General features: G+C 74.1%; 19 protein-coding genes. 11 read left to right on the top strand and 8 right to left on the bottom strand.

Annotated elements, in window-relative coordinates; all coding sequences use genetic code 11:
• Positions 1-11 precede the first annotated feature (11 nt).
• Positions 12-1,946, bottom strand: a complete 1,935-nt coding sequence (locus MWU57_RS09215) for a phosphoenolpyruvate carboxykinase (GTP) (protein WP_246908875.1) — start codon at positions 1,944-1,946, stop codon at positions 12-14.
• A gap of 129 nt (positions 1,947-2,075) precedes the next feature.
• On the opposite strand from MWU57_RS09215, the gene MWU57_RS09220 reads away from it, so the two are divergent.
• The 8 genes from MWU57_RS09220 to MWU57_RS09255 all read left to right on the top strand — a co-directional run bounded on the left by MWU57_RS09220 (position 2,076) and on the right by MWU57_RS09255 (position 10,935).
• Positions 2,076-3,560, top strand: coding sequence for an XRE family transcriptional regulator (locus tag MWU57_RS09220; RefSeq protein WP_246908876.1), 1,485 nt, complete (start codon positions 2,076-2,078; stop codon positions 3,558-3,560).
• Between the two features lie 9 nt (positions 3,561-3,569).
• Positions 3,570-4,298, top strand: coding sequence for a GntR family transcriptional regulator (locus tag MWU57_RS09225; protein ID WP_246908878.1), 729 nt, complete (start codon positions 3,570-3,572; stop codon positions 4,296-4,298).
• Positions 4,299-4,429: 131 nt separating this feature from the next.
• Entirely contained in the window at positions 4,430-5,485 is a 1,056-nt protein-coding gene (locus MWU57_RS09230) for a BMP family ABC transporter substrate-binding protein (protein WP_246908880.1), read from the top strand.
• A gap of 43 nt (positions 5,486-5,528) precedes the next feature.
• Positions 5,529-7,232, top strand: a complete 1,704-nt coding sequence (locus tag MWU57_RS09235; protein WP_246908882.1) for an ABC transporter ATP-binding protein — start codon at positions 5,529-5,531, stop codon at positions 7,230-7,232.
• Positions 7,229-8,470 carry an ABC transporter permease gene (locus MWU57_RS09240; protein WP_246908884.1) on the top strand — a complete coding sequence of 414 codons (1,242 nt, stop codon included), beginning with the start codon at positions 7,229-7,231 and terminating at the stop codon, positions 8,468-8,470. The genes MWU57_RS09235 and MWU57_RS09240 overlap by 4 nt, the downstream gene beginning before the upstream one ends.
• On the top strand, positions 8,467-9,393 hold the full coding sequence (locus MWU57_RS09245) for an ABC transporter permease (RefSeq protein ID WP_246908886.1): 927 nt from the start codon (positions 8,467-8,469) through the stop codon (positions 9,391-9,393). Before MWU57_RS09240 ends, MWU57_RS09245 begins: the two co-directional genes overlap by 4 nt.
• A gap of 79 nt (positions 9,394-9,472) precedes the next feature.
• Positions 9,473-10,462, top strand: a complete 990-nt coding sequence (locus MWU57_RS09250; RefSeq protein WP_246908887.1) for an ornithine cyclodeaminase family protein — start codon at positions 9,473-9,475, stop codon at positions 10,460-10,462.
• On the top strand, positions 10,459-10,935 hold the full coding sequence (locus MWU57_RS09255; protein ID WP_246908888.1) for a nucleoside deaminase: 477 nt from the start codon (positions 10,459-10,461) through the stop codon (positions 10,933-10,935). Before MWU57_RS09250 ends, MWU57_RS09255 begins: the two co-directional genes overlap by 4 nt.
• A 92-nt stretch (positions 10,936-11,027) precedes the next feature.
• Here the strand turns inward: MWU57_RS09255 and MWU57_RS09260 are convergent, their stop codons facing one another.
• From MWU57_RS09260 to MWU57_RS09280, 5 genes are all read right to left on the bottom strand, one after another.
• A complete protein-coding gene (locus MWU57_RS09260; protein ID WP_308221165.1) occupies positions 11,028-12,791 on the bottom strand; it encodes an alpha/beta fold hydrolase in 1,764 nt (587 codons plus the stop codon).
• 20 nt (positions 12,792-12,811) lie between these two features.
• Positions 12,812-13,969 carry an FAD-dependent monooxygenase gene (locus tag MWU57_RS09265; RefSeq protein ID WP_246908889.1) on the bottom strand — a complete coding sequence of 386 codons (1,158 nt, stop codon included), beginning with the start codon at positions 13,967-13,969 and terminating at the stop codon, positions 12,812-12,814.
• 105 nt (positions 13,970-14,074) lie between these two features.
• A complete protein-coding gene (gene glpK / locus MWU57_RS09270) occupies positions 14,075-15,592 on the bottom strand; it encodes a glycerol kinase GlpK (protein WP_106264942.1) in 1,518 nt (505 codons plus the stop codon).
• Between the two features lie 49 nt (positions 15,593-15,641).
• The gene (locus MWU57_RS09275; protein WP_106264944.1) at positions 15,642-16,376 is read right to left on the bottom strand and encodes an MIP/aquaporin family protein; all 735 of its coding nucleotides are present in this window, start codon (positions 16,374-16,376) and stop codon (positions 15,642-15,644) included.
• A 97-nt stretch (positions 16,377-16,473) separates the two neighbouring features.
• Entirely contained in the window at positions 16,474-18,219 is a 1,746-nt protein-coding gene (locus tag MWU57_RS09280) for a glycerol-3-phosphate dehydrogenase/oxidase (protein ID WP_246908890.1), read from the bottom strand.
• 110 nt (positions 18,220-18,329) lie between these two features.
• Between MWU57_RS09280 and MWU57_RS09285 the strand changes: the two genes are divergently transcribed.
• Complete coding sequence (locus MWU57_RS09285; protein WP_106264947.1) at positions 18,330-19,289, top strand: sugar-binding transcriptional regulator; 960 nt, start codon at positions 18,330-18,332, stop codon at positions 19,287-19,289.
• Between the two features lie 32 nt (positions 19,290-19,321).
• Entirely contained in the window at positions 19,322-19,831 is a 510-nt protein-coding gene (locus MWU57_RS09290; RefSeq protein WP_106264949.1) for an amino-acid N-acetyltransferase, read from the top strand.
• 4 nt (positions 19,832-19,835) lie between these two features.
• Here MWU57_RS09290 and MWU57_RS09295 read toward each other — a convergent pair whose 3' ends face one another.
• A complete protein-coding gene (locus MWU57_RS09295) occupies positions 19,836-20,714 on the bottom strand; it encodes an A/G-specific adenine glycosylase (protein ID WP_374108540.1) in 879 nt (292 codons plus the stop codon).
• Between the two features lie 116 nt (positions 20,715-20,830).
• Between MWU57_RS09295 and MWU57_RS09300 the strand changes: the two genes are divergently transcribed.
• Positions 20,831-22,144 (top strand): hypothetical protein, encoded by a 1,314-nt coding sequence (locus MWU57_RS09300; protein WP_246908893.1) that lies wholly within the window; start codon positions 20,831-20,833, stop codon positions 22,142-22,144.
• A 3-nt stretch (positions 22,145-22,147) separates the two neighbouring features.
• On the opposite strand, the gene disA is transcribed toward MWU57_RS09300, so the two are convergent.
• Positions 22,148-23,233 (bottom strand): DNA integrity scanning diadenylate cyclase DisA, encoded by a 1,086-nt coding sequence (gene disA / locus MWU57_RS09305; protein WP_246908895.1) that lies wholly within the window; start codon positions 23,231-23,233, stop codon positions 22,148-22,150.
• Between the last annotated feature and the right edge of the window lie 5 nt (positions 23,234-23,238).

A 23,238-nucleotide genomic window follows, 5' to 3' on the forward strand; every position in this document is an offset into this window, starting at 1 on the left:
CGAGCGCACCGTCAGCGGAGCCGCGCGGTGAGCCCCGCCAGCTGCTCCCGCAGCGCCGCCGGGGTGCGGTCGCCGAAGGTGTCGAAGAACTCGCCGGTCAGCTCGGCCTCGGCGAGCCATGCCTCCGCGGGCACGTCGAACAGGGCCGCCAGGTCGTCCTCGGACAGGTCGAGCCCGTCGACGTCGAGGGCGCCGGGCGCGGGGAGCAGGCCGACGGGGGAGGGGACGGCCCCTGCGTCGGTGCGCACGCCGCGGGAGCGGTCGATCTGCTCGGTGATCCACTTGACCACGCGGGAGTTCTCGCCGAAACCGGGCCAGATGAACGCCCCGTCGGCGTCCTTGCGGAACCAGTTGACCTGGAAGATCTTCGGGCGGGTGGCGGAGTCCAGGCCGGCGCCCACCTCGAGCCAGTGCGACCAGTGGTCGGCCATGTTGTAGCCGCAGAACGGGAGCATGGCGAACGGGTCGCGCCGCAGCTCGCCGACGGCGCCCTCGGCCGCGGCCGTGCGCTCGGAGCTGATGGTGGCGCCCATGAACACGCCGTGCTCCCAGCTCGTGGCCTGGGCGACCAGCGGCACGTTGCTCGCGCGGCGGCCGCCGAAGACGATCGCGTCGACGGGGACCCCGGCGGGGTCCTCCCAGACGTCCGCGATGGACGGGCACTGCGCCGCCGACACCGTGAACCGCGAGTTGGGGTGCGCGGCCGGCCGACCGGCCTCCCCGTCGGCCGGCGTCCAGTCGTCGCCCCGCCAGTCCACGAGGTGCTCCGGCGGCTCCGGGGTGAGGCCCTCCCACCAGACGTCGCCGTCGTCCGTGAGCGCCACGTTCGTGAAGATCACGTCGTGGGTGAGCGTCTCGATCGCCGTCGGGTTGGTCTCGACGCCGGTGCCCGGGGCGACGCCGAAGAACCCGGCCTCGGGGTTGATGGCGCGCAGCGTGCCGTCGGGGCCGGGGCGCATCCAGACGATGTCGTCGCCGATCGTCTCGACCGTCCAGCCGGGCACGGTGGGCTGGAGCATGGCGAGGTTCGTCTTGCCGCAGGCGCTGGGGAACGCCGCGGCCAGGTGGTACTGGCGCTGCTCGGGCGAGGTGATGCGGATGAGCAGCATGTGCTCGGCCAGCCAGCCCTCGTCGCGGGCCATCGCGGAGGCGATGCGCAGCGCGAAGCACTTCTTGCCGAGCAGCGCGTTGCCGCCGTAGCCGGAGCCGTAGGACCAGATCTCCCGCGTCTGCGGGTAGTGGACGATGTACTTGGTCTCGTTGCACGGCCAGGGGACGTCGGCCGTGCGCTCGCCGTGCTCGTCGACGAGCGGGGCGCCCACCGAGTGGACGGCGGGGACCCACTGCTGACCGCTCTCGATGAGGTCGAGGACCTCGCCGGAGACCCGCGTCATCACGTGCATGGAGACGACGACGTAGGGCGAGTCGGTGATCTCGATGCCGACCTGGGAGATCGGTCCGCCCACCGGGCCCATCGAGAAGGGCACCACGTACATCGTGCGGCCCTTCATGGAGCCGGCGAAGACGCCGTCCAGCTCGGAGCGCATCTCGGCCGGGGCGCGCCAGTTGTTCGTGGGGCCGGCGTCAACCTCGCGCTCGGAGCAGATGAAGGTGCGGGACTCGACGCGCGCGACGTCGGACGGGTCGGAGCGGGCGAGGTAGGAACCGGGACGCTTGGTCTCGTCGAGCCGGAGCAGGGTGCCTGTCGCCACCATCTGGTCGATCAGCCGCTGCTTCTCCTCGGCGGACCCGTCGCACCACACCACGTCGTCCGGCTGGGTCAGCTCGGCGATCTCGGCCACCCAGGCGAACGGGTCGCGGTGCGGCGCCGGGGCCGATGCGGCGAGCGGCCGCGGGAAGCCGGCCGCGTCGGTGCGGGCGAGGGTGTCCGGCGCGAGCTCGGCGACCGCGAGGCGCGTCCTGCGGGGATTGGCGGTAAAGGTCATGGTGGCTCCGTCCGTCGTGGTGTCCCGTCGCGGAGGACGAGCTTCCTGTCTCCAGCCTGTCCCGTGACTCCGGGGACTTTCCAGGTCAACGGCCGTGAAGAATCGCTGATCTTCACGTAGCGTGAAGCCATGACCGCGACGACGCCCTCGGAGACCCCGGACCTCATCACGTTGGGCCGCCGCATCCGGCACGCGCGCACCTCCCGGGGGCTGACCCTGGACGCCCTCGGCCGGGCCGTGGACGCCGCGCCCAGCCTGCTGTCGCTGGTGGAGAACGGGCGCCGCGAGCCGCGGCTCTCCCTGCTGCGGGCGATCGCCGAGGCGCTCGACGTCGCGCTCGCCGACCTCCTCGCGGACGAGCCGCCGTCGCGCCGCGCCGAGCTCGAGATCGCGTTGGAGCGCGCGCAGCGCGGGCCGCTGTTCGCGGCGCTCGGGCTGCCGGGGATCAAGCCGAGCCAGAAGCTGCCCGTGCCCGTCCTCGAGCAGCTCGTGGGACTCCACGGCGAGCTGGCCCGCCGTGAGGAGGAGGCGATCGCGACGCCGGAGGAGGCGCGCCGCGCCAACACGATGCTGCGCCACGAGCGCCAGGAGCGCGGCAACCACATGCCGCACATCGAGGAGATCGGCGAGGACATGGCGCGCCGCGCCGGGTACACGGGCGGCGCGCTGACGCACCGCACCGTGGCGCGGATCGCCGAGGACCTGGGGCTCACGATCCTGCACGTGGACGACCTGCCGCGTTCGGCCCGCTCGGTCACCGACTGGAAGAACGGCCGCATCTACCTGCCGCCTGCCTCGATCCCGGGCGGGCACGGACTGCGCTCGCTGGCGCTGCAGGCCGTCGCGCACCGCGTGCTCGGCCACGAACGGCCCCGCTCCTACGCCGAGTTCCTGCGCCAGCGCGTCGAGATCACCTACTTCGCCGCCGCCTGCCTCATCCCCGAGTCGGCCGCGGTGGAGTTCCTGTCGCAGCGCAAGCGTGACAAGGACCTCGCGGTGGAGGACTTCCGCGACGCGTTCGGCGTCACCCACGAGGCGGCCGCGATGCGGCTGACCAACCTCGCCACGGTCCACCTCGGCATCCCGCTCCACTTCCTGCGGGTCGGCGACGACGGTGCGCTGTTCCGCGGCTACGCCAACGACGGGCTGCCGCTGCCGCAGGACGTCACCGGCGCCATCGAGGGCCAGCTCGTGTGCCGCCGGTGGCCGGCGCGCGAGGCCTTCACCCGGCGCGACCGGGCCTCGGAGTCGTATCAGTACACCGACACGCCGGCCGGCACGTTCTGGGACTCCGTGCAGACGGGCACCGCGGCGGACGGGCGCCAGTTCTCCATCACCGTGGGCGTGCCGTACGCCCACGCCAAGTGGTTCCGCGGCCGGGACACCCAGGTGCGGCGCAGCTCGACCTGCCCCGACCCCGCCTGCTGCCAGCGACCGCCGACCGACCTCACCGAGCGCTGGCAGGCGCACTCGTGGCCGAGCGCGCGCATGCACCAGCAGGTGCTCGCGGCGCTGCCGCGCGGGGTGTTCCCGGGGGTGGACGACACCGACGTCTACCGTTTCCTCGAGCGGCACGCGCCGGCGTCCGACACGGCACCTGACGACGCTCCCTAGGATCGAGGCGTGACCACGAGCCCCGCCCCCCACGACGGTGCCCGACCCTCGCTGCGCGAGACGGCGTACGAGACGCTCAAGTCCCGCATCATCGGGCTCGACCTGCATCCCGGTCAGCGGCTCGTCGAACGCGACCTGGCGACCGAGACGGGGGTCTCGCGCGTCCCGCTGCGCGAGGCGCTGCACCAGCTGGAGCGGGAGGGGCTGGTCGTGCTCGTCCCGCGGCAGGGCGCGCTCGTGGCGCCGTTCACCCGTGACGACGTCGAGCACCTGTTCGAGGTGCGCGAGAGCGTCGAGGTGCTGGCCTTCCGGCTGGCCGCGCTGCGGCGTTCCGCGGCGGACCTCGCCGCGATGTCCGCCGCCGTCGACGCCGCCCGGGACGCCCTCGCCCGCCGGGACGACGCCGCGACGGCGGCGGCGAACGCCGGGTTCCACGCCGTGGTGGTCCAGGCGTGCGGCAACCCGCTGCTGCAGTCCATGCTGGCGCCGCTCGACGCCCGGGTGCGGTGGTTGTTCCACCTGACCAAGCGCCGGGACACGCGCGAGCAGTGCGAGGAGCACGCGGCGATGCTCGCGGCGATCGAGGCGCGGGACGCGGACGGCGTGGGCGCGCTCGCGCACGCGCACGTCGCCTCGGGACGGGAGCCGAGCCTGGCGCTCGCCGAGACGTGGGCGTCCTCGCCGATCGACCCCGTCGCGGTGACGCGCACGCGCAACCGAGGGCGGCACGGCTCCTGACCCGGGCACGCTCCTGGCTCCGGCACCGGCCGGACGGTCACGCAGCATTTACGGCCGCTTGATGCGTCGGAAACACTCGGCCAGCAGACTCCTCGATTAGTGGTATACCGCTAACTCGACCAGGAGGACACATGCGCTTCAGCCGCCCCACCCCCGTCTCCGGCTCGTCCGACCGCCCCACCCGTCTCCGCGCCGCCGCCGGAGCCCTGATCGTCGGCGGGCTCCTGGCGGCCTGCAGCACCGGCACGGCCGACGCCGACACCGAGGCCGGCGACGACGCGGCCGCCACGGAGGAAGCACTGACGGTCGGGGTGTTCCTGCCGGGCTCCACCTCCGACACCGGCTTCATGGAGTCGGCCTACCTCGGCTACGAGCGGCTCGAGGAGGAGCTCGGTGACGAGGTCGAGCTGTCCTTCGTCGAGGAGGTGGCCTCCGCCGACTACGAGCAGACCCTCGTGCGCTTCGCCAGCTCCTCCGACCTGGTGATCTCCGTGGGTGGCCAGACGGACGCCGACCTGCGCAAGGTCGCCCCGCAGTTCCCCGACGTGAAGTTCGTCGAGATCGGCGGTCCCGCGGACGCCGAGCCCCTCGAGAACCTCGCCTACTACGACCCGCAGCAGGCCGAGGCGGAGTACCTGTCCGGCGCCGTCGCCGCGCTCTCCTCGGAGTCCGGCAAGGTCGGGTTCATCGGCGGCGTCGAGCTGCCCGCCATCGTCAACGCGTCCTCCGCGTTCGCCCGCGGCGCCGAGGCGGCCGTGCCCGGCACCGAGGTCGTCACCCCGCAGTACCTCGGCGACTTCAACGACCCGGCCAAGGCCAAGCAGGCCGCCGCCGCCAACTACGGCGTGGGGGTCGACGTGATCGGCCAGATCGTCAACCTCGGCAAGCAGGGCATCGAGCAGGCCGCGCAGGACGCGGACGCCTCGATGATCGGCGGCCCGATCCCGGGCGAGTGCGCCGAGGGCAGCCCCTACGTCGGCTACGTCCGCACCGACATCGGCACCGAGGTCGAGCACGCCGTGCACTCCGTGCTCGACGGCACCTGGGAAGCCGCACAGGTGCCGTTCGGCCTGACGTCCGACCTCGGCGGCACCGAGTTCGTGCTGTGCAGCGAGGACCCGGAGACCGTCGCCGCCCTCGACGAGATCACCGCGTCGGTCGCCAGCGGTGAGGTCGCGCCGTACTGACCCGGGCCGAGACCAGCACCCCACGACACCGAGAGGAGCCCCCATGCCGACGACCCTCCCGCCGGCCCCGGCGGCGCACGACGTGCAGGACGGCGCGACGGCTGCGCCCGCCCTCGCACTGCGGAACGTGACCCGGGTCTTCGGCGCCCACACGGCGCTCGACGGCGTCGACCTCGAGATCGCCGGCGGGGAGGTGCACTGCGTGCTCGGCGAGAACGGCGCGGGCAAGTCCACGCTGTGCAACATCGTGTTCGGGTCGTTGCCGCCCACCTCCGGCCAGGTGCTCCTGGGTGGCGAACGGTTCGCACCCGCCTCCCCGGCGGACGCGCTCGCCCGCGGCGTGGCGATGGTGCACCAGCACTTCTCGCTGGTGCCGACGCTCACCGTCGAGGAGAACATGCTGCTGGGTCGGGGCGTGCGTCGGCTGCGCCCCGACCGGGCAGGGCTGGCCGCGCGGCTCGCCGCGATCGCCGAGACGCTCGGCCTGCGGGTCGACCTCGACGCGCGGGCCGAGGACCTCAGCGTCGGGGCGCGCCAGCGGGTCGAGATCGTCAAGGCGCTGCTCGACGACCCGAGGATCCTGCTGCTCGACGAGCCGACGGCGGTCCTCGGTCCCGAGGAGGTCGACAGCCTGCTCGCCACCTGCCGCCGCGTCGCGGCGGCAGGCACCGCCGTCGTGCTCGTCACCCACAAGCTCGGCGAGGTCATGCGGGTCGGCGACCGCGCCACCGTGCTGCGGGGCGGCCGGGTCGCCGGGAGCGGGCCGCTGGCCCGCGACGACGCTCCGGACCGCCCGGGCGGGCTCGGCGCCGCGGACCTCGTCGGTCTCATGGTCGGCCGGGACGCCTCGAGCCTCGACCCGGTGCTCGCCGCGAGCGTCGGCGTCGTCGGCCAGGAACCTGCACCGCAGGGCAGGCAGGGAGCAGCTCGGACCGCCGACCGGACCACCGACCGGACCGTCGTGGAGGACACGACCGGCGGCCGGGACGCCGGGACGCCGCCCGTGCTCGTGGTGTCCGGGCTCTGCGTCGACGACGCCGACGGTGCCCGCCGGGTCGACGACGTCGACCTGGCGGTGCGGCCCGGCGAGATCGTCGGCATCGCCGGGGTGGAGGGCAACGGCCAGAGCGAGCTCGTGGCCGCGCTGTCCGGCGCGCTGCGACCGTCGCGAGGGACGGTCCGGCTCGGTGGCACGGACATCACCGGTGCCGGACCGCGCCGCCGCACCGCGCTCGGGCTCGGCGTCGTCCCCGAGGACCGCCACCACGAAGGGGTGGTGACCGGGCTCAGCGTCACCACCAACCTCCTGCTGGGCCGGCTGCGCCGGTTCCGCCGGTTCGGGCTCCTCGACCGCCGGGCGATGCAGGACTCGGCGGCGGACCTGGCCCGGCGCTTCGACGTGCGCACCGCGAGCCTCGACGCCCCCGTGTCCTCCCTGTCCGGGGGCAACCAGCAGAAGGCCGTCCTCGCGCGCGAGCTCAGCCTCGACCCGCTGCGCTGCGTCGTCGCCGCCCAACCGACCCGGGGCCTCGACCTCGGCGCCGTGGACGACGTCGTCGGGCATCTGCGGGCCGCCGCCTCCGCCGGGGTCGGCGTGCTCGTCGTCTCGAGCGAGCTGTCCGAGCTGCTCGTGCTGTGCGACCGCGTCCACGTCGCCTACCGGGGAGAGCTGCGCGGCCCGGTCCCCACCGATGCACCCGACGCGCGCGACCGCGTCGCCCACCTCATGACGGGAGCTGCGGCATGACCGCCCCGACCTCCGCACCCGGTGCGGCCGCCGGCTCGCCCGGCCGTGACGCACCAGCCGACACCGGACGCCCGCCGGGCGGGCATCTTCCCGGCGCCCCCACCACCGCGTGGCGCGACCGTCTGCTGGACGCCCGGCCCGTGCTCGTCCCCGTCGCGGCCGTCCTCGGCGCCCTGGCCGTCAGCACCGGCCTCGCCGCGCTCGCCGGGGCGACCCCCGTCGAGGCCGCGACCGCCCTCTGGGAGGGCATGGTCGGCACCCCGTACGCCATCGGCTCCTCCCTCAACGTCGCCGCCGTCCTGCTGCTCGTCGCCACCGGATTCCTCGTCGCGCACCGGGCCGGCCTGGTGAACGTCGGCGGCGAGGGGCAGATCGCGGTCGGCGCGGTCGCCGCCACCGCCGTCGGCACCACGCTGCCGCCCGCGGTCCCGGCCGCCGTCGCCCTGCCGCTGCTGCTGCTCGCCGCGGCGTTCGGCGGTGCCGCCTGGGCGTCGATCGCGGCGTGGCTCGCCGTCCGGCGGGGGGTCAGCGAGGTCATCACGACCCTGCTGCTGAACTTCGTCGGCGTCGCCGTGCTCGTGCTGTCCATCCACGAGGAGGCGCTGCTGCGCCAGCCCGTCACCAGCTCGGAGACGCTGCCGCAGTCCTCCCCGCTCGTGGACAGCGCCCACCTGCCGTTGCTCGGCCTGCCCGACTCGCCGGCGACGACGGCGGTCGTGCTGGCCCTGGCGGGCGCCGTCGCCGGCTCGCTCGTCCTGCGCCGCACCGCCACCGGTGTCCGGCTCGCCGCCGTCGGGATGTCGCGGCCCGCCGCGCTGCGCCTCGGGCTCCCGGTGGACCGGCTGCGCTTCTCCGCCCTCACCACCGCCGGTGCGGCGTCCGGCGTCGCCGGCGGCGTGCTCGTCGCCTCCGTGCCCTACGTGCTCGACGAAGGGCTCGCCTCCGGCTACGGGTTCTCCGGGCTGGTCGTCGGGCTGCTCGCCCGCGGCTCCTTCACCGCGGCCGTCGGCATCGCCACCGCCCTCGGGTTCCTCGTCTCGGGCGGGATCAACCTCCAGCTCGCGGCGGGCGTCCCGGCGTCGATCACCCAGATCGCCGAGAGCCTCATCATCCTCGGCGTCGCCGGCACCGCGATCTGGACCGTGCGCCGCACGGCCCGCCCCACCGGCACCCGACCCTGGCGTCCGTGGCGGCGCCCGGCCACCCCCGACCGCACCGGCACGGAGGTCACCTCATGATCCCCACCCTCACGGACCTGCTCGTCGCGTCCGTCGCGCTCGCCGTCCCCGTGCTCGTCGCCGCCAGCGGTGAGCTTGTCGGCGAACGCGCCGGTGTCCTGACCATGAGCGTCGAGGGCATGATGCTCACCGGTGCGTTCGCGTCCGTGGTCGGCGCGACCGCCAGCGGCTCAGCGTTCTACGGGGTCCTGTGCGGCGCCGTCGCCGGCCTGCTCGTCGGGGTGCTGCAGGCCGTCCTGAGCGTCCTGCTCCGCGCCGACCAGATCGTCACCGGTCTCGCCGCCAACGCGCTGGCGCTCGCCGGCACCACCTTCGGTGCGCGGCTCCTGCTGGACCGCGGCACCACCGTCCCCGGCTTCGCCCGGATCGAGATCCCGCTGCTGGCGGACATCCCCGTGCTGGGCCCGGCCCTGTTCCGCCAGACCGGCCTGGCCTACGCGCTCGTCGCCGCCGTCGTCCTGCTGGCGATCGTGACCTCGCGCCGCACCGGCTGGGGCATCGCCGTCGACGCCGTCGGGCAGGACGCCGCCAGCGCGGACCGCTCCGGCGTCCCCGTGCTGCGGGTGCGCTTCACCGCGGTGCTCGTCGTCGGGCTGCTGTCCGGCCTGGCCGGGACACAGCTCGCCCTGTCCGAGGTGCACACCTTCACGGACAACATGACCGCCGGGACCGGCTACCTCGCCGTCGTGGCCGTCATCGCGGGCAGCTGGCGTCCCGTCGGCGTCGCCGTCGCGGCCGTCGTGTTCGGCCTGGCCCAGGCGCTGCAGTTCACGCTGCCCGCGCTCGGGGTCGACGTGCCGTTCGCGCTGCTGGTCATGCTCCCGTACGTGCTGGCGCTGCTCGCCGTGGCGGGTTTCGTCAGCCACAGCCGGCCGCCCGCCGGTCTCAACAGCGCGTTCGTGCGGCAGGGGCGGCTGGCGTGACGACGTCCCGTACCGCGTCGCTCGCTGGTCTTCCCGTCACCGCCCGCACCGTCCGCCCCGTCCGTCTCCAGGAGGTCCCGTGCCCCTCGTCCTGACCCGTTCCGACCTGATCGGGCTGGTGCAGCCCGCGGAGGTGGTCGACGCCGTCGAGCGGGCCTTCGCCGACCTGTCCGACGGCACGGCCGCGCAGGCCCCGCTCGCCGTCGCCGCGCTCGACGACGCCGCGCACTTCCTGCCGATGACGGCCGTCTCGCGGCGGGCCGGGCTCGCCGGGTCGAAGCTGCTCGCCGACGTCCCGGGCAACCGTGACCGCGGCCTGCCGGCGCAGCGGTCGGTCCTGGTGCTGGTGGACGTCGACGACGGCGGACCCGTGGCGGTGCTCGACGGCGGTCTGCCCACCCGGCTGCGCACCGCGGCGGCGAGCGCGGTCGCGACCCGGTGGCTCGCCCCGCCGTCGGCCCGGGTGCTCGGCCTGGTCGGCGCGGGTGGCCTCGCGCTGGAGCACGTCAGCGCGCTGGCCACGGTGCGGCCGCTGGAGCAGGTGCTCTTCTGGACGCGCTCCGACGCCACCGCGGCGACGTTCGCGGAGCGGACGGCGGCCCGTCACCCCGAGATCAAGGTGACGCGCGTGGGGTCGCCCGAGAGCGCCGTCGGGTCCGCCGACGTCGTGTGCACGCTGACGCCGTCGCGCGAGCCGGTGGTGCGCGGGGAGTGGTTCCACCCGGGGATGCACGTCAACGTCGTGGGCGCGCCCCCGCGCCCGGACCACCGGGAGGTCGACGGCGCGGCGATGGCACGCTCGCGGGTCGTGGTGGACTCGGTGTCCACCGCCCTGGGGGAGTCCGGCGACGTGCTGCTGGCGATCGCGGAGGGCGCGATCGACGCCGCGGCCTGTCGCACCGAGCTCGGTGACGTGGTCACGGGGCGGGCATCCGGTCGCCGGGCGGCCGCGGAGATCACGGTGTTCAACTCGGTCGGCCTCGGGCTGCTGGACGTGGCCGTCGGGCGGTTGCTGCTCGACGCGGCCCGAGCCGCGGGCCGCGGTCTGACCGTCGACCTGTCGGCATGAGCGCGCCGACGTCCGCGGCGGACCGCGAGCACCTGGCCGAGGCCCTGCGGATCGCCCGGGAGACGCTCGCCGACGGCAACAAGCCGTTCGGCGCGGTGCTCGTGGCGGCCGACGGCCGGGTCCTCGCGACGGGCCGTAACACGGCGGCGCAGACCGGGGACCCGACCTCGCACGCCGAGCTGGACGCCGTGCGCGCGGTGGCCCCGGCCGATCGCGGGGCCGTCGTCGGCGCGACGATGTTCGCTTCCGGTGAGCCGTGCCCGATGTGCGCCGCGGCGCTCGTGTGGTCCGGCGTCGCCCGGATCGTCTTCGGCACCGCCGCGGCGGACATCCGTGCCGTGACTCCGGGGCCACCCGGGTTCCGGTTGCGCTGCGCCGAGGTGGTCGCGTCGTCCGACGCCACGATCGAGGTGGTCGGCCCGGCGCTGGGCGACGAGGGCCTGCAACCCTTTCGCGAGCTCCCCGCGAGGTAGTGCACCGCCCGCCGAGGTAGTGCACCGCCTGCCGAGGTAGTCGGCTGGTCCGCGAGGTAGTTGACGCACGCGCGTGCCGGCCGTCGACGCCGCTACGTCGTCGTGCTGTGCTCCCAGGCATCGAGGCGCACCGTCCACGGCCAGGGCAGGACCGCCTGGAGCGCGTCGCGCAGCCGCTCGCCCTCGGCGCGGTGCTCCGTCGCCACGGCGTCGTCGTCCCAGCCGTCGACCGGGTCGTAGTGCTCCTGGAACGTCGCCGCCCAGGCGCGGAGCCGGTTCCGGAGATCGGCACCGAGCCCGGCCACGATGCGCGGCGGAACGTCCCACAGCGGCCGGTCGCAGGCGTACTCGTTCATCAGCCGAGCCTCGTACGGCGGCCGCGGCGCGGGCGTCGCGGCCGGGCCGTCGTCGGAGAACCTGGCGCGGACGGTGGGCGTACGGTCGACGTCCGCCGACCGCTTGTCGCCGGGGAAGTACAGCTGGCCGGACAGCGGGGCGTAGGCGAACCAGCCGGGTGACCGGTCCGTCTTCTCGCGCTCGGTGAGGGGGCCGCCGCGGGCGTCGAGGCGTTCCAGCAGCGTCGCGAACACGTCGCCGGCGCGCAGGCCGTCGTGCTCGAACTCGTTGGTGACCCAGGCACGGGCGTTGCCGACGCGGTCGGCGGTGTCGAGGGACAGCCCGGCGTCGACGAACATGTCGTCGTGGTACACCGCCGCCTCGAGCGGGACCTCGTTCGCGGCCAGCACGTCGAGGTCGTAGAGGTCCCGCCAGTCGTCGCGGGCCGCGAGCGCCTCGGCAGCGGCCCGGAACGGACGCAGGGCCGCGACCTGCTCGAACATCCAGGGGTAGATCATCTCGCCCGTGAACAGCAACGGCCGGGCGTCGACGGCGAAGGCGGTATCGCCGTCCCGCACCCGCTGCGCCGCCCACGCCGTCGGGCCGGTCGCGGCCTGGGCGTAGATCGACTCGTGCAGCACGGCGTACAGCGGGTTGGTCGCGAACCCGGTGGCGGCCTCCACCTCGGCGAGGAAGGTGTCGGTGAGCGTGTCGGCGGCGCCCGGTGCCGACGGATCGTCGAACGCCTCGTCGACGATCCAGTGCACCCGCTCGAACCCCGGGCCCATCCCGAACGCCATGCCGAGCGTCTGGAAGCGCTCGACGCTCAGCAGGTCCCCGCCCGGCAGGCGGACGTCCCCGACGGCGATCCGGTCGGCGATCCGGGCGATGCGCCCGACGTCGTCCGGGTAGCGCTCGTTGTAGAGCGCGTTCTTGGCGACGACGCGCTCCTGCGTGCGCCCGTAGACCTCGTCCGCGCTCGCGTCCAGGCCGGCGAGTCCGCCGGTGACGTACGAGGCCGCGACGCACTCGGGTGCGAGCGACAGGTACGTCAGGGTCAGGAAGCCGCCGTAGGACTGCCCGAGCGTGGACCAGCGCCGACCGCCGTAGACCTCGCGGCGCACGTGCTCGGCGTCGAGCACGATCGAGTCCGCGCGGAAGTGGCTCAGGTGCTCGGCCTGGGCCACGCCGTCGCCGAGCCGCTGCAGCGCAGCCGCCCGGACCGCCGTCGACCGCCCCGTACCCCGCTGGTCGAGCAGCACCACCCGGAACCGCTTCAAGGCCTCGCCGAGCCAGCCGTCCGGGCCGGTGGGCCGCGGGCCCTTGCCGCCCGGTCCGCCCTGGAGGAACACCAGCAGCGGCAGGTCCTCGCCGCGACGCCGGGGTGCGACCACCTCGCGCACGAACAGCGAGAGCGTGCGGTCGTCGTCGGGCGCGGACCAGTCGAGGGGGACCGTGAGGGTCCGGTCGGTGACGTGCGCGCCGGGGATCGTGTACTCGGAGGTCGAGGTGAGGCTCACCGCACCACCCTAGGTCGCCGTCACGCCGGAGGACGCCATCCGAGGATGCTCTCGAGCCCCTTCGCGGCCCGCGGCATCGCCCACCGGCCTACCGTGCGCAGGCCAAGGTCGCGCAGGCCCACCGCCACGGGCGAGCGCCACCGGGTGACGGCGCCGACGCGCGCGGAGGTGCGCGCGATCCTGCGGGTCCGGTCGCGGCGCTGGTCGGTGTAGGACGCCAGGGCAGCCTCGACCCGGTCGGGTCCCGCGGCGTCCACCGTGGCGGCCAGCACCACCGCGTCCTCGATCGCCTGGGCGCCGCCCTGCCCCAGGTTCGGGGTCATGGCGTGCGCCGCGTCCCCGACGAACGCCACGCGCCCGACGTCGTAGCGCGGCAGAGGGGTCCGCAGCCACCGCAGGTCGTGGTGCAGGACCTGCCCCGGCTCCAGGGCGCCGAGCAGCTGGTCGAGCGGGTCGTGCCACCCGGCGAACCGCCGGCGCAGCTCCGCGGCCCCGTCGTGCGAGCGGGTGCCCGGCGGCGCGGTGGCCGTGAGGTACCCGTAGACCCGCCCGTCGGCGAGCGGCATGAGGCCGACGACGGCGCCGCGCCCCCAGGTCTCCGCCAGCTGGACGGGGGCGGGCTCGGCGCTGACGAACCGCCACGCGGTCACGCCGGTGTACGCGGGGCCGGGATGGTCCGGGAAGAGCGCCGCACGCGTGGGGGAGTCGATGCCGTCCGCGGCGACGACGAGGTCGGCGTGCCAGGTGTGGTCACGGGTCGTGACCGTCGCGGTCTCGGTCGGGCCGCCGGCGACCACCCCGGTGACCTCGGCCCCGAGGCGGAGCGCCGCGCCCGGGAGCTCGTCGGTGAGCAGCGACACGAGCTGCGCGCGGTGCAGGAGCACGGTCGACCCGGCCCCTGCCATGGTGGTGTCACCGCGGACCAGCCAGGCGCCGTCGGGCCGGCGGATGCCGACCGCGCCCTGCAGGGACGCCAGCCCGTGCACGCGGTCCCCGGCCCCGACGGCCTCGAGCGCCCGCAGGGCGTTGGGGGCGAGCGCGATCCCCGCACCGACCGGCTCGAGCGATGCGGCCCGCTCGAGCACGCTCACGTCCCAGCCGCGGCGCCGCAGGGCTACCGCGGCGGTGAGGCCACCGATGCCGGCGCCGACGACGACGGCGCTCCTCGTCGTTGTCATGGTCCGATCATCGGGCACGGGCGGCGTGGGGTCGACGCCCGGTCGTGTGACCTTCGTGCCACGGTCGAGGGGACGCCGAGCGCGGCGTCCCCTCGACCGGTCGTGCTACTCGCCGGAGTCCTCGTCCACCCAGTCGAAGGTCTTCGTGACGGCCTTCTTCCACTGCCGGTAGAGGCGCTCGCGCTCGTCCTCGGGCATGGACGGGGTCCAGCGCTTGCCCTCGACCCAGTTCTCGGTGACGTCGGACTCGCCCTGCCAGAACCCGACCGCGATGCCGGCCGCGTAGGCGGCGCCCAGCGCCGTCGTCTCGGCGACCTCGGGGCGGACGACGTCGACGCCGAGCTGGTCGGCCTGGAACTGCATGAGCAGCTCGTTGGCCACCATGCCGCCGTCGACCTTGAGCTCGGTGAGGTCCACCCCCGAGTCCGCGTTCATCGCGTCCATGACCTCGCGGGTCTGGTACGCCGTGGCCTCGAGGGCCGCGCGGGCGATGTGGTTGCGGTCGACGTACCGGGTCAGGCCGACCAGCGCGCCGCGGGCGTCCGGGCGCCAGTACGGGGCGAACAGGCCGGAGAACGCCGGCACGAAGTACGCGCCGCCGTTGTTCTCGACCTTGCGCGCGTAGTACTCGACGTCCGGAGCGTCGGAGAACAGCCCCAGGTTGTCCCGGAGCCACTGGACCAGGGACCCGGTCACCGCGATGGACCCCTCGAGGGCGTAGACGGCGTCGGCGTCACCGATCTTGTAGCAGACCGTGGTGAGCAGCCCGTTCTCCGACGGCACCTTCTCGGTACCGGTGTTGAGCAGCATGAAGTTGCCGGTGCCGTACGTGTTCTTGGCGGTGCCGACCTCGAAGCACGCCTGCCCGAAGGTGGCGGCCTGCTGGTCGCCGAGGATGCCGGCGATCGGCACGCCGGGCACCATCCCGCGCGGACGGCCCCGGCCGTACACCTCGGACGAGGAGCGGATCTCGGGCAGCATCGACAGCGGGATGCCCATGTCGGCCGCGATGTCCTCACGCCAGCTCAGGGTGTCGAGGTCCATGAGCATGGTGCGCGAGGCGTTGGTGACGTCGGTGACGTGCACGCCGCCTTCGGTCCCGCCCGTCATGTTCCACAGCACCCACGTGTCGGTGTTGCCGAACAGCAGGTCCCCGCGCTCCGCGGCCTCGCGCGCCCCGTCGACGTTGTCGAGGATCCACTTGATCTTGGGCCCGGAGAAGTAGGTCGCCAGCGGCAGGCCGACGACCGACTTGTACTTGTCGGGGCCTTCGTCGCCGCCGAGCTCGTCGACGATCGCCTGGGTGCGGGTGTCCTGCCACACGATCGCGTTGTACACCGGCTTGCCGGTGTTCTTGTCCCACACGACGGCGGTCTCGCGCTGGTTGGTGATGCCGACGGCCGCGAGGTCCTCGTGGGAGATGTTGCCGCGGGTCAGGGCCAGGCCCACGACCTCACGGACGTTGTTCCAGATCTGCTCGGCGTTGTGCTCCACCCAGCCGGCCCGGGGGAAGATCTGGTCGTGCTCGATCTGGCCCGTCGAGACGCTGCGGCCCGAGTGGTCGAAGATGATGGCACGCGAGCTCGTCGTGCCCTGGTCGATGGCGAGGACGTAGTCCGCCATGGTGTGCTCCTTTGCTTGACGTGTTCAGGGGAAGAGGCTGCGCGGCGGGTCAGCCGAAGGCCACCGCGGGGGCGAGCAGGCCACCGAGGACGCCGCCGACGATCGGGCCGAGGACGGGGACCCAGGAGTACCCCCAGTCGCTGGACCCCTTGCCCTTGATGGGCAGCAGGGCGTGCGCGATCCGTGGGCCGAGGTCACGTGCCGGGTTGATGGCGTACCCGGTGGGGCCACCGAGGCTGGCGCCGATGCCGACCACGATGAGGGCCACGGCGAGCGGCCCCATGTCGCCCGGCCAGTTGCCGAACGACAGCACGAGGAAGACGAGGAAGAACGTGCCGACCACCTCGGTCACGAAGTTCCACCCGTAGGAGCGGATCTCCGGCCCGGTCGAGAAGACCGCGAGCTTGGTGGCGGGCGGCGCCTCCTCGTCGAAGTGCTTCTTGTAGGCGAGGAACGCCACGGCGGACCCGACGGCGGCGCCGGCCATCTGGGCCGAGATGTAGATGAACCCGTTCGCCGCGTTGACCGGGATGCCGGGGCCGAACTCGGAGGCGCCGCTGGCCCAGATCCCGAAGGTCACCGCCGGGTTGATGTGGGCACCGGAGCTGAAGGCCACGAACACACCGGCGAACACCGCGAGGCCCCAGCCGAAGTTGATCAGCAGCCAGCCACCGTTGAACCCCTTGGTCTTGGGCAGGATGACGTTGGCGACGACGCCGGCACCACCCAGCAGCAGGATCATCGTGCCGAGGAACTCGGTGATGAAGAGCTCACCTGACGACATTGTCGTACTCACCTTCTGTCGGACTTCGTTGTCGTGGCCCCGGCGGCGCCGGGGCCGTACGAGTGGGTGGAGAGGCCGCGCCGTGGCGGGCGGCCGGTCAGCTGCCGCGCAGCGGCTGCATGGGAGCCACGTCGGGAGCCTGGGCCCGTGCCTGCTCGGCGGACCCGTCGTCCGGCTGCCGCGCGGCGTCGTCCTCGGCGTCGGCGCGGGCCCGGTACGCCTCGATCTCGGCCTGCTTCTGCTCCTCGTCCCAGCCGAGCAGCGGTGCGACGACCTCGGCGATCTCGTCGAGGGCGGCCCGGCCCTTGTCGGCCACCTCGTAGACGAGGCGCGTGCGGCGCAGGAGCAGGTCCTCGAGGTGCAGGGCGCCCTCGTGGCTGACGGCGTAGTGGATCTCCGCACGCAGGTACGCCGGGGCGTGCTCCAGCGGGCGGGCGAGCGACAGGTCCTCCTCGCAGAGGGTGACCAGCTCGCGCAGCGCCGAGCCGTAGCGGTGCAGCAGGTGGTCGAGCATCGCGGGGCTCCAGCGGTAGCGCTGCGACCAGGCCCGCGCCTGCCGTCGCACCGCGGAGAGCCCGACGGCCCCGACCAGGGGGATCTGGTGCGTGACCGACGGCAGCGCGTGCGCCCGCTGACCGATCGCGAAGTCCACCGCGTCCTTGGCCATCACCCGGTAGGTGGTGAGCTTGCCGCCCGCGATGACGGTCAGGCCGGGGGCGGGGGACGCCACCGTGTGCTCGCGGGACACCTTGGAGGACCCGGTGCCCTCCTTCGTCCCGGGCTGGAGCAGGGGCCGCAGGCCGGCGTACGTGCCGATGATGTCCTCACGGGTCAGCGGGTGGGCCAGCACGGCGTTCGCGTGGTCCAGCACGTAGTCGATGTCGGCGGCGGTGGCCACGGGGTGCACGGGGTCCTGCTCCCACGGCGTGTCGGTGGTGCCGATGATCCAGTAGCGCGACCACGGGATGATGAACAGCACCGACTTCTCGGTCTGCAGGATCAGACCCACCGTGCCCTTGATGCGCTCGCGCGGCACCACGATGTGGATGCCCTTGGACGCGAGCACCCGCAGGCCGCCCTCGTCGCCGGCGAGCGCCTCGGTGTCCTCCGTCCACACGCCGGTCGCGTTGATCACGTGCCGGGCGCGGACGCTGATCTCGCGGCCCGTCTCCAGGTCGACGACGACGGCGCCGTTGACGGCGCCGGTGCCGCTCTTGGTCAGGGCCACCACCTGGGTGCGCGACGCGGCGTGGGCGCCGTAGTCGACGGCGGTGCGCACGAGCGTGCTCACGAGGCGCGAGTCGTCCACGGACGCGTCCCAGTACTGCACGGCGCCGATGGCGGCCTCGTGCGCCAGGTCGGGGAACTTCTGGGCGATCTGCCGGCGGCCGAGGTGGCGATGGAGCGGCATGGCCCGGCGACCTGGCGCGATCGCGGCCAGGGTGTCGTAGAGGGCGATGCCGGCGCCGACGTAGGCCCGCTCCCACACCCGGTGCTCGAGGGGGTAGAGGAACGGCACGGGCTTGACCAGGTGCGGAGCGATCTGCTTGAGGAGGAGGTCGCGCTCGGTCAGGGCCTCGTGGACCAGCGAGAAGTCGAGCATCTGGAGGTAGCGCAGGCCGCCGTGGACGAGCTTGCTGGACCAGCTGGAGGTGCCGGCCGACCAGTCCTGCGCCTCGACGATCGCGGTGGACAGCCCGCGGGTGACGGCGTCCAGGGCGATGCCGGCGCCGGTGACGCCTCCGCCCACGACGAGCACGTCGAGCTCGGTGGCGGGTTCCTGCGAGCTCTCCAGGGCTGCCAGGGCCCGGGTGCGTGACTCTGCGGTGAGGCGGGAGGCCATCGGTCGTGCTCCTCTCGGTGGGGACGACACCAGGGCAGCACTGCGGGAACGTTCTCGCAACCTGGGTGCACGAACGTGCAAAAAGAAGGTTCCTGCGTCATCCTGGAAAGGTGACGGTCACCCGGGAACGCGACATGGTCATGGCCGCGACCATGTACTACCTCCAGGACATGAAGATGGAGTCGATCGCGCGGCACCTGCGCACGTCGCGGTCGACGGTGTCGCGGCTCCTCAAGCGCGCGCGGGACACCGGCGTCGTCGAGATCACGCTGCGCCCCGCCCACTCCCGGGCCCCCGGGCTCGGGCGCGAGCTGGTCTCGCGGTACGGCATCGAGGCGTACGTCGTGCCCGTGGCGGACTCGGCCGACGACGCCGAGCGGCTCGGCCAGGTCGCCCGCACCGCCGCGCGGCTCGTCTCGCGCTGGTACGACTCCGACATGGTGCTCGGCGTCGCCTGGGGCACGACCCTGGGGGCGGTGGCCCAGCACCTCACGCACAAGGCGACCCGCGGCTCCTCGGTGGTGCAGCTCAACGGCGCGGCCAACACCCGGACCTCCGGCGTGAGCTACGCGGGCGGCCTGATCGACCAGATCGGAGCGGCTTTCGAGGCCAACGTGCACCACTTCCCGGTTCCGGCGTTCTTCGACTACGCCGAGACCCGCGCCGCCATGTGGCGCGAGCGGTCCGTGCGTCGCGTCCTCGACTTCCAGTCCCGCACGGACCTGGCCGTGTTCTCGGTCGGGGCGCTCACCGGGGTGCCGTCCCACGTGTACTCGGCGGGCTACCTGGACCCCGAGGACGTCGCCACGCTCGACCGCGCCGGGGTGGCCGGGGACGTGTGCACCGTGTTCCTGCGGCCCGACGGCACCTACCGCGACATCGCGATCAACGCGCGGGCGACCGGCCCGACGCCGGACCAACTGCGCCGGATCCCGCGCCGGCTCTGCGTCGTGGCCGGGGACAACAAGGTGGGTCCGCTGCGGGCGGCGCTCGCGGCCGGCGTCGTGACCGACCTGGTGATCGACGAGATGACGGCCGTGCGGCTCGCCGACGCCGAGGGCATGCCCTGAACATTCGTGCGTGGCGGTCATAGGGTGGGCGCGTGCCCGAGAGCTTCGCGGTCCGCCCCGCACTGCCCGCCGACGTCCGCGACGTGCGCCGGCTGGTCGAGCCGTACGCCACCGAGCGGATCCTGCTCGCCAAGGAGATGGTCGGCTACTACGAGGCGGTCCAGGAGTTCGTCGTCGCCGACGGCGGGCCCGACCACGGGGTCATCGGCTGCGGCGCGCTGCACGTCATGTGGGAGGACGTCGCCGAGATCCGGACGCTGGCCGTCGACCCGTCCTGGACGGGACGCGGGGTCGGGCACGCGCTCGTCACCGAGCTCGTCGGACGGGCCCGCGCGATGGGCCTGCGCCGGCTGTTCTGCCTGACGTTCGAGGTGGGGTTCTTCGCCGCGCACGGCTTCCAGGAGATCCAGGGGACCCCGGTCTCGCACGAGGTCTACGCCGAGCTGTTGCGCTCCCACGACGACGGCGTCGCCGAGTTCCTCGACCTGGCCCGCGTGAAGCCGAACACTCTGGGCAACACCCGGATGCTGCTCGAGCTCTAGGGAATCATGCCGGCAGCAGGTAGCGCCCGGCGTCGTCGGTCTCCGCCAGGCCGTCCTCGACGAGCCCGGCCAGGCAGCGGTCGAGCTGCCCAGCCGGTCCGGCGTCGGCCAGCAGCGCCCGGGGCACGGGAGCGTCAGCGCCCCGCAGCGCCGCCATGACGCGGCCCCGCACCTGCCGGTCGGTGCCCTCCCAGGCCTGGGTCCGCCGTCGGGCAGCGTGCTCGTCGGCCGGGAACCCCGCGAGCCGCCAGGCGCACACCGCCCGCAGCGGGCACGCGTCGCAGCGCGGGGACCGGGCGGTGCAGACGAGCGCGCCGAGCTCCATCGAGGCGGCGGCCCAGGCGGCAGCCGCGGCGTCGTCTTCGGGCACCAGGGAGGCCGCGAGGGCGCGCTCGGCCGCCGTGTACGACGGCGCGGGCAGCGCGACGCCGGTGACGGCCCGGGCCTGGACCCGGCGCACGTTCGTGTCCACGACGACGGACCGCCGCCCGAACGCGAACGCCTGCACCGCGCCGGCGGTGTACTCGCCGACGCCGGGCAGCGCGCGCAGCGACTCCTCGTCGGCGGGGACCTCGCCGTCGTGCCGCTCGACGACCGCCCGGGCGCAGTCCGCGAGACGCAGCGCACGGCGCGGGTAGCCGAGCCGGCCCCAGGCGCGCAGCACCTCCGCCGTGGGTGCGGCAGCGAGGTCCGCCGGGGTCGGCCAGCGCTGCATCCACGCGCGCCACACCGGCTCGACCCGGACCACGGGCGTCTGCTGCAGCATGACCTCGGAGACCAGCACGCCCCACGGCGTCCGGTCGGCGGCGCGCCACGGCAGCTCCCGGGCGGCGTCCTCGTACCACGCGGTGACCCGCTCGACCAGCTCCTGCACGGCAGCCATTGTGCCTGGTCCGCACCGGTGCCCGGGCACGCCGCCGACCCGGCGCGGCTGCGTGTCCCGGTACCCCGGACGACGTACCGTGGCGCCGGGAAGAGATGTCCAGGAGGCGGGGCGCAGTGGCGGCAGCGAAGGACCGGGGTCGAGCGGGCTCCTCCCGCGGGGGAGGGGCGTCGTCCTCGTCGCGGGCTTCGTCGTCGTCACGTTCCTCGCAGCGCACGACGGCCGCCCGCGGGTCGGCGGGTTCGGCCTCGGCCGCGCGCCGGCAGGGCGCCAGGAAGCCCGCGGCATCGCAGCCCGCCGCGAAGAAGTCGGCCGCCACCAGCAAGCCCAGCACCAGCAAGACCACCGCCAAGAAGCCCGCACCGAAGAAGTCCGCGCCCACGAAGCCGGCCCCGAAGAAGTCCGCGCCGAGCAAGCCCGCGGCGAAGAAGCCGGCCCCGAAGGCGTCGTCCGGGCAGCGGTCGGGAGGCCGGCAGCAGCCCCGGACGTCCACGGGCTCGCGCAAGGCGGCACCGCAGGGGGGTGCGCGGCGGTCGTCGGCCGGTCGCTCGACCGGAGGTTCCTCCGCCCGCACGGTGACCACGAACGGTCTCGTCGCCCCCGGCTCCACGCCGCGCCCCCGGCAGCGGCCGGCACCTCGCCAGGCACCGCAGCGGCGGCCGAGGAAGCCGACGGCGGCCCAGCTCCGCCGTCGGCGCTCGCTGCGCAACGGCGCGCTCCTGGTGCTGCTCTGCGCCGGGCTCCTCGTCGGGCTGGGGACGGCCGCCGGCTACGGCATCGGCCGGGCGGTCGACGGCGTGCGCGACCTGTGGCCCGACCCGCGCCCGGACCTCACCGCGGACAAGGCGGCACCGCCCGAGCCGCTCAACCTCTCCGGGCCCGCCGACACCTGCACCGCGAGCGCCGTCGCCCTGGACCTCTCCGCGGGGGCGACCACGCTGGCCGACGGGGACGTCGTGCCGTTGACGCTGCGCGTGACCAACGAGGGCCGCATGCCGTGCCTGCTGGACGGCCGCTCCTCCAGCATGCAGGTGGTGGTGAGCGACGCCGAGGGGGAGCGGGTGTGGTCCTCCGCCGACTGCGGTGGTGGTGGCGGCGCCGACCTGCTGCTGGGGGTCGGTGACCCCTGGGACACGACGGTCCGCTGGAGCGGCTCGACGTCCGCTCCCGGGTGCGAGGGCAAGCGCGAGCGCGTGCCGGCCGGCGACTACACGGCCGAGATCGTCCTGGGCGACGTCCCCGAGGCGGCCGGGGAGCCGGTGACGCTGACGGTGGCGGAGCCGCCCGCGGAGGAACCTGCTCCCGAGGCGTCCGGGAAGGCGGACGAGCCGACGGACGAGCAGGCCGACACGACGGCCGACGAGAAGAAGACCGAGAAGAAGGCCGACGAGACGGACCCGGCGGCCGAGGACCACGAGAAGAAGGACTGAGTCCTACACGTACCGCTCGAGGATGCTCGACTCCGCGAGGCGGGACAGGCCCTCGCGCACCGCGCGGGCCCGCTGGTCCCCGACGCCGTCGACGCCCATGAGGTCCTCCGCGCTCGCCGCGAGAAGCTTCTGCAGCCCGCCGAAGTGGGCGACCAGCCGGTCGATGATCGACGTCGGCAGGCGGGGCACCTTGGACAGCAGCCGGTACCCGTGCGGCGCGACCGCGGCGTCGAGCGCGACACCGCCACCGGGCAGGGCGAGGACGCGGGCGATCTGGGACAGGTCGAGCAGCTGCGCCGAGTCGAGCGCGGCCAGGTCCGCGTGGACGTCCTGGATGCTGCGGCCCGAGCGGTCCACGTCCACGTAGTCGCGCACGACGAAGTCCCGGTCGGCACCGATGCCGCCGAGCAGCTCGTCGAGCTGCAGGGCGAGGAGGCGGCCGTCGGTGCCGAGCTCGACGACGTAGCCGTCGATCTCGTCGGAGATCCGGCGGACCATCTCCAGGCGCTGCACCACGGCGCAGACGTCGCGGATCGTGACCAGGTCCTCGATCTCCAGCGCGGACAGGGTCCCGGAGACCTCGTCGAGCCGGGAGCGGTACCGCTCCAGCGTGGCGAGGGCCTGGTTGGCGCGGCCCAGGATCGTGTCCGAGTCCTCGAGGACGTGCCGCATCCCGCCGATGTAGATGGCGACGATGCGCATCGACTGGCTCACCGAGACGATCGGCAGGCCGGTCTGCTTGGCCACCCGTTCCGCGGTGCGGTGACGCGTGCCGGACTCGCTGGTCTCGATCGTCGGGTCCGGCAGGAGCTGCACCGCGGCACGGCGGATGCGGGTGGCGTCACGGTCGAGCACCACGGCGCCGTCCATCTTCGACAGCTCGCGCAGGCGGGTCGCCGAGAACTCGACGTCGAGCTCGAACCCGCCGGAGCAGATCTCCTCGACCGTCTTGTCCAGCCCGAGGACGATCAGCGCACCGGTGCGGCCCCGCAGGATCCGTTCCAGGCCGTCGCGCAGCTCGGTGCCGGGGGCGACGGCGGCGAGGGTCTCCCGCAGCAGGGCGTCGGGGTGCGCGTTGGAGGGAGCCACCTGGG

Source organism: Isoptericola sp. S6320L (assembly GCF_023015685.1).
GTDB lineage: Bacteria > Actinomycetota > Actinomycetes > Actinomycetales > Cellulomonadaceae > Isoptericola > Isoptericola halotolerans_A.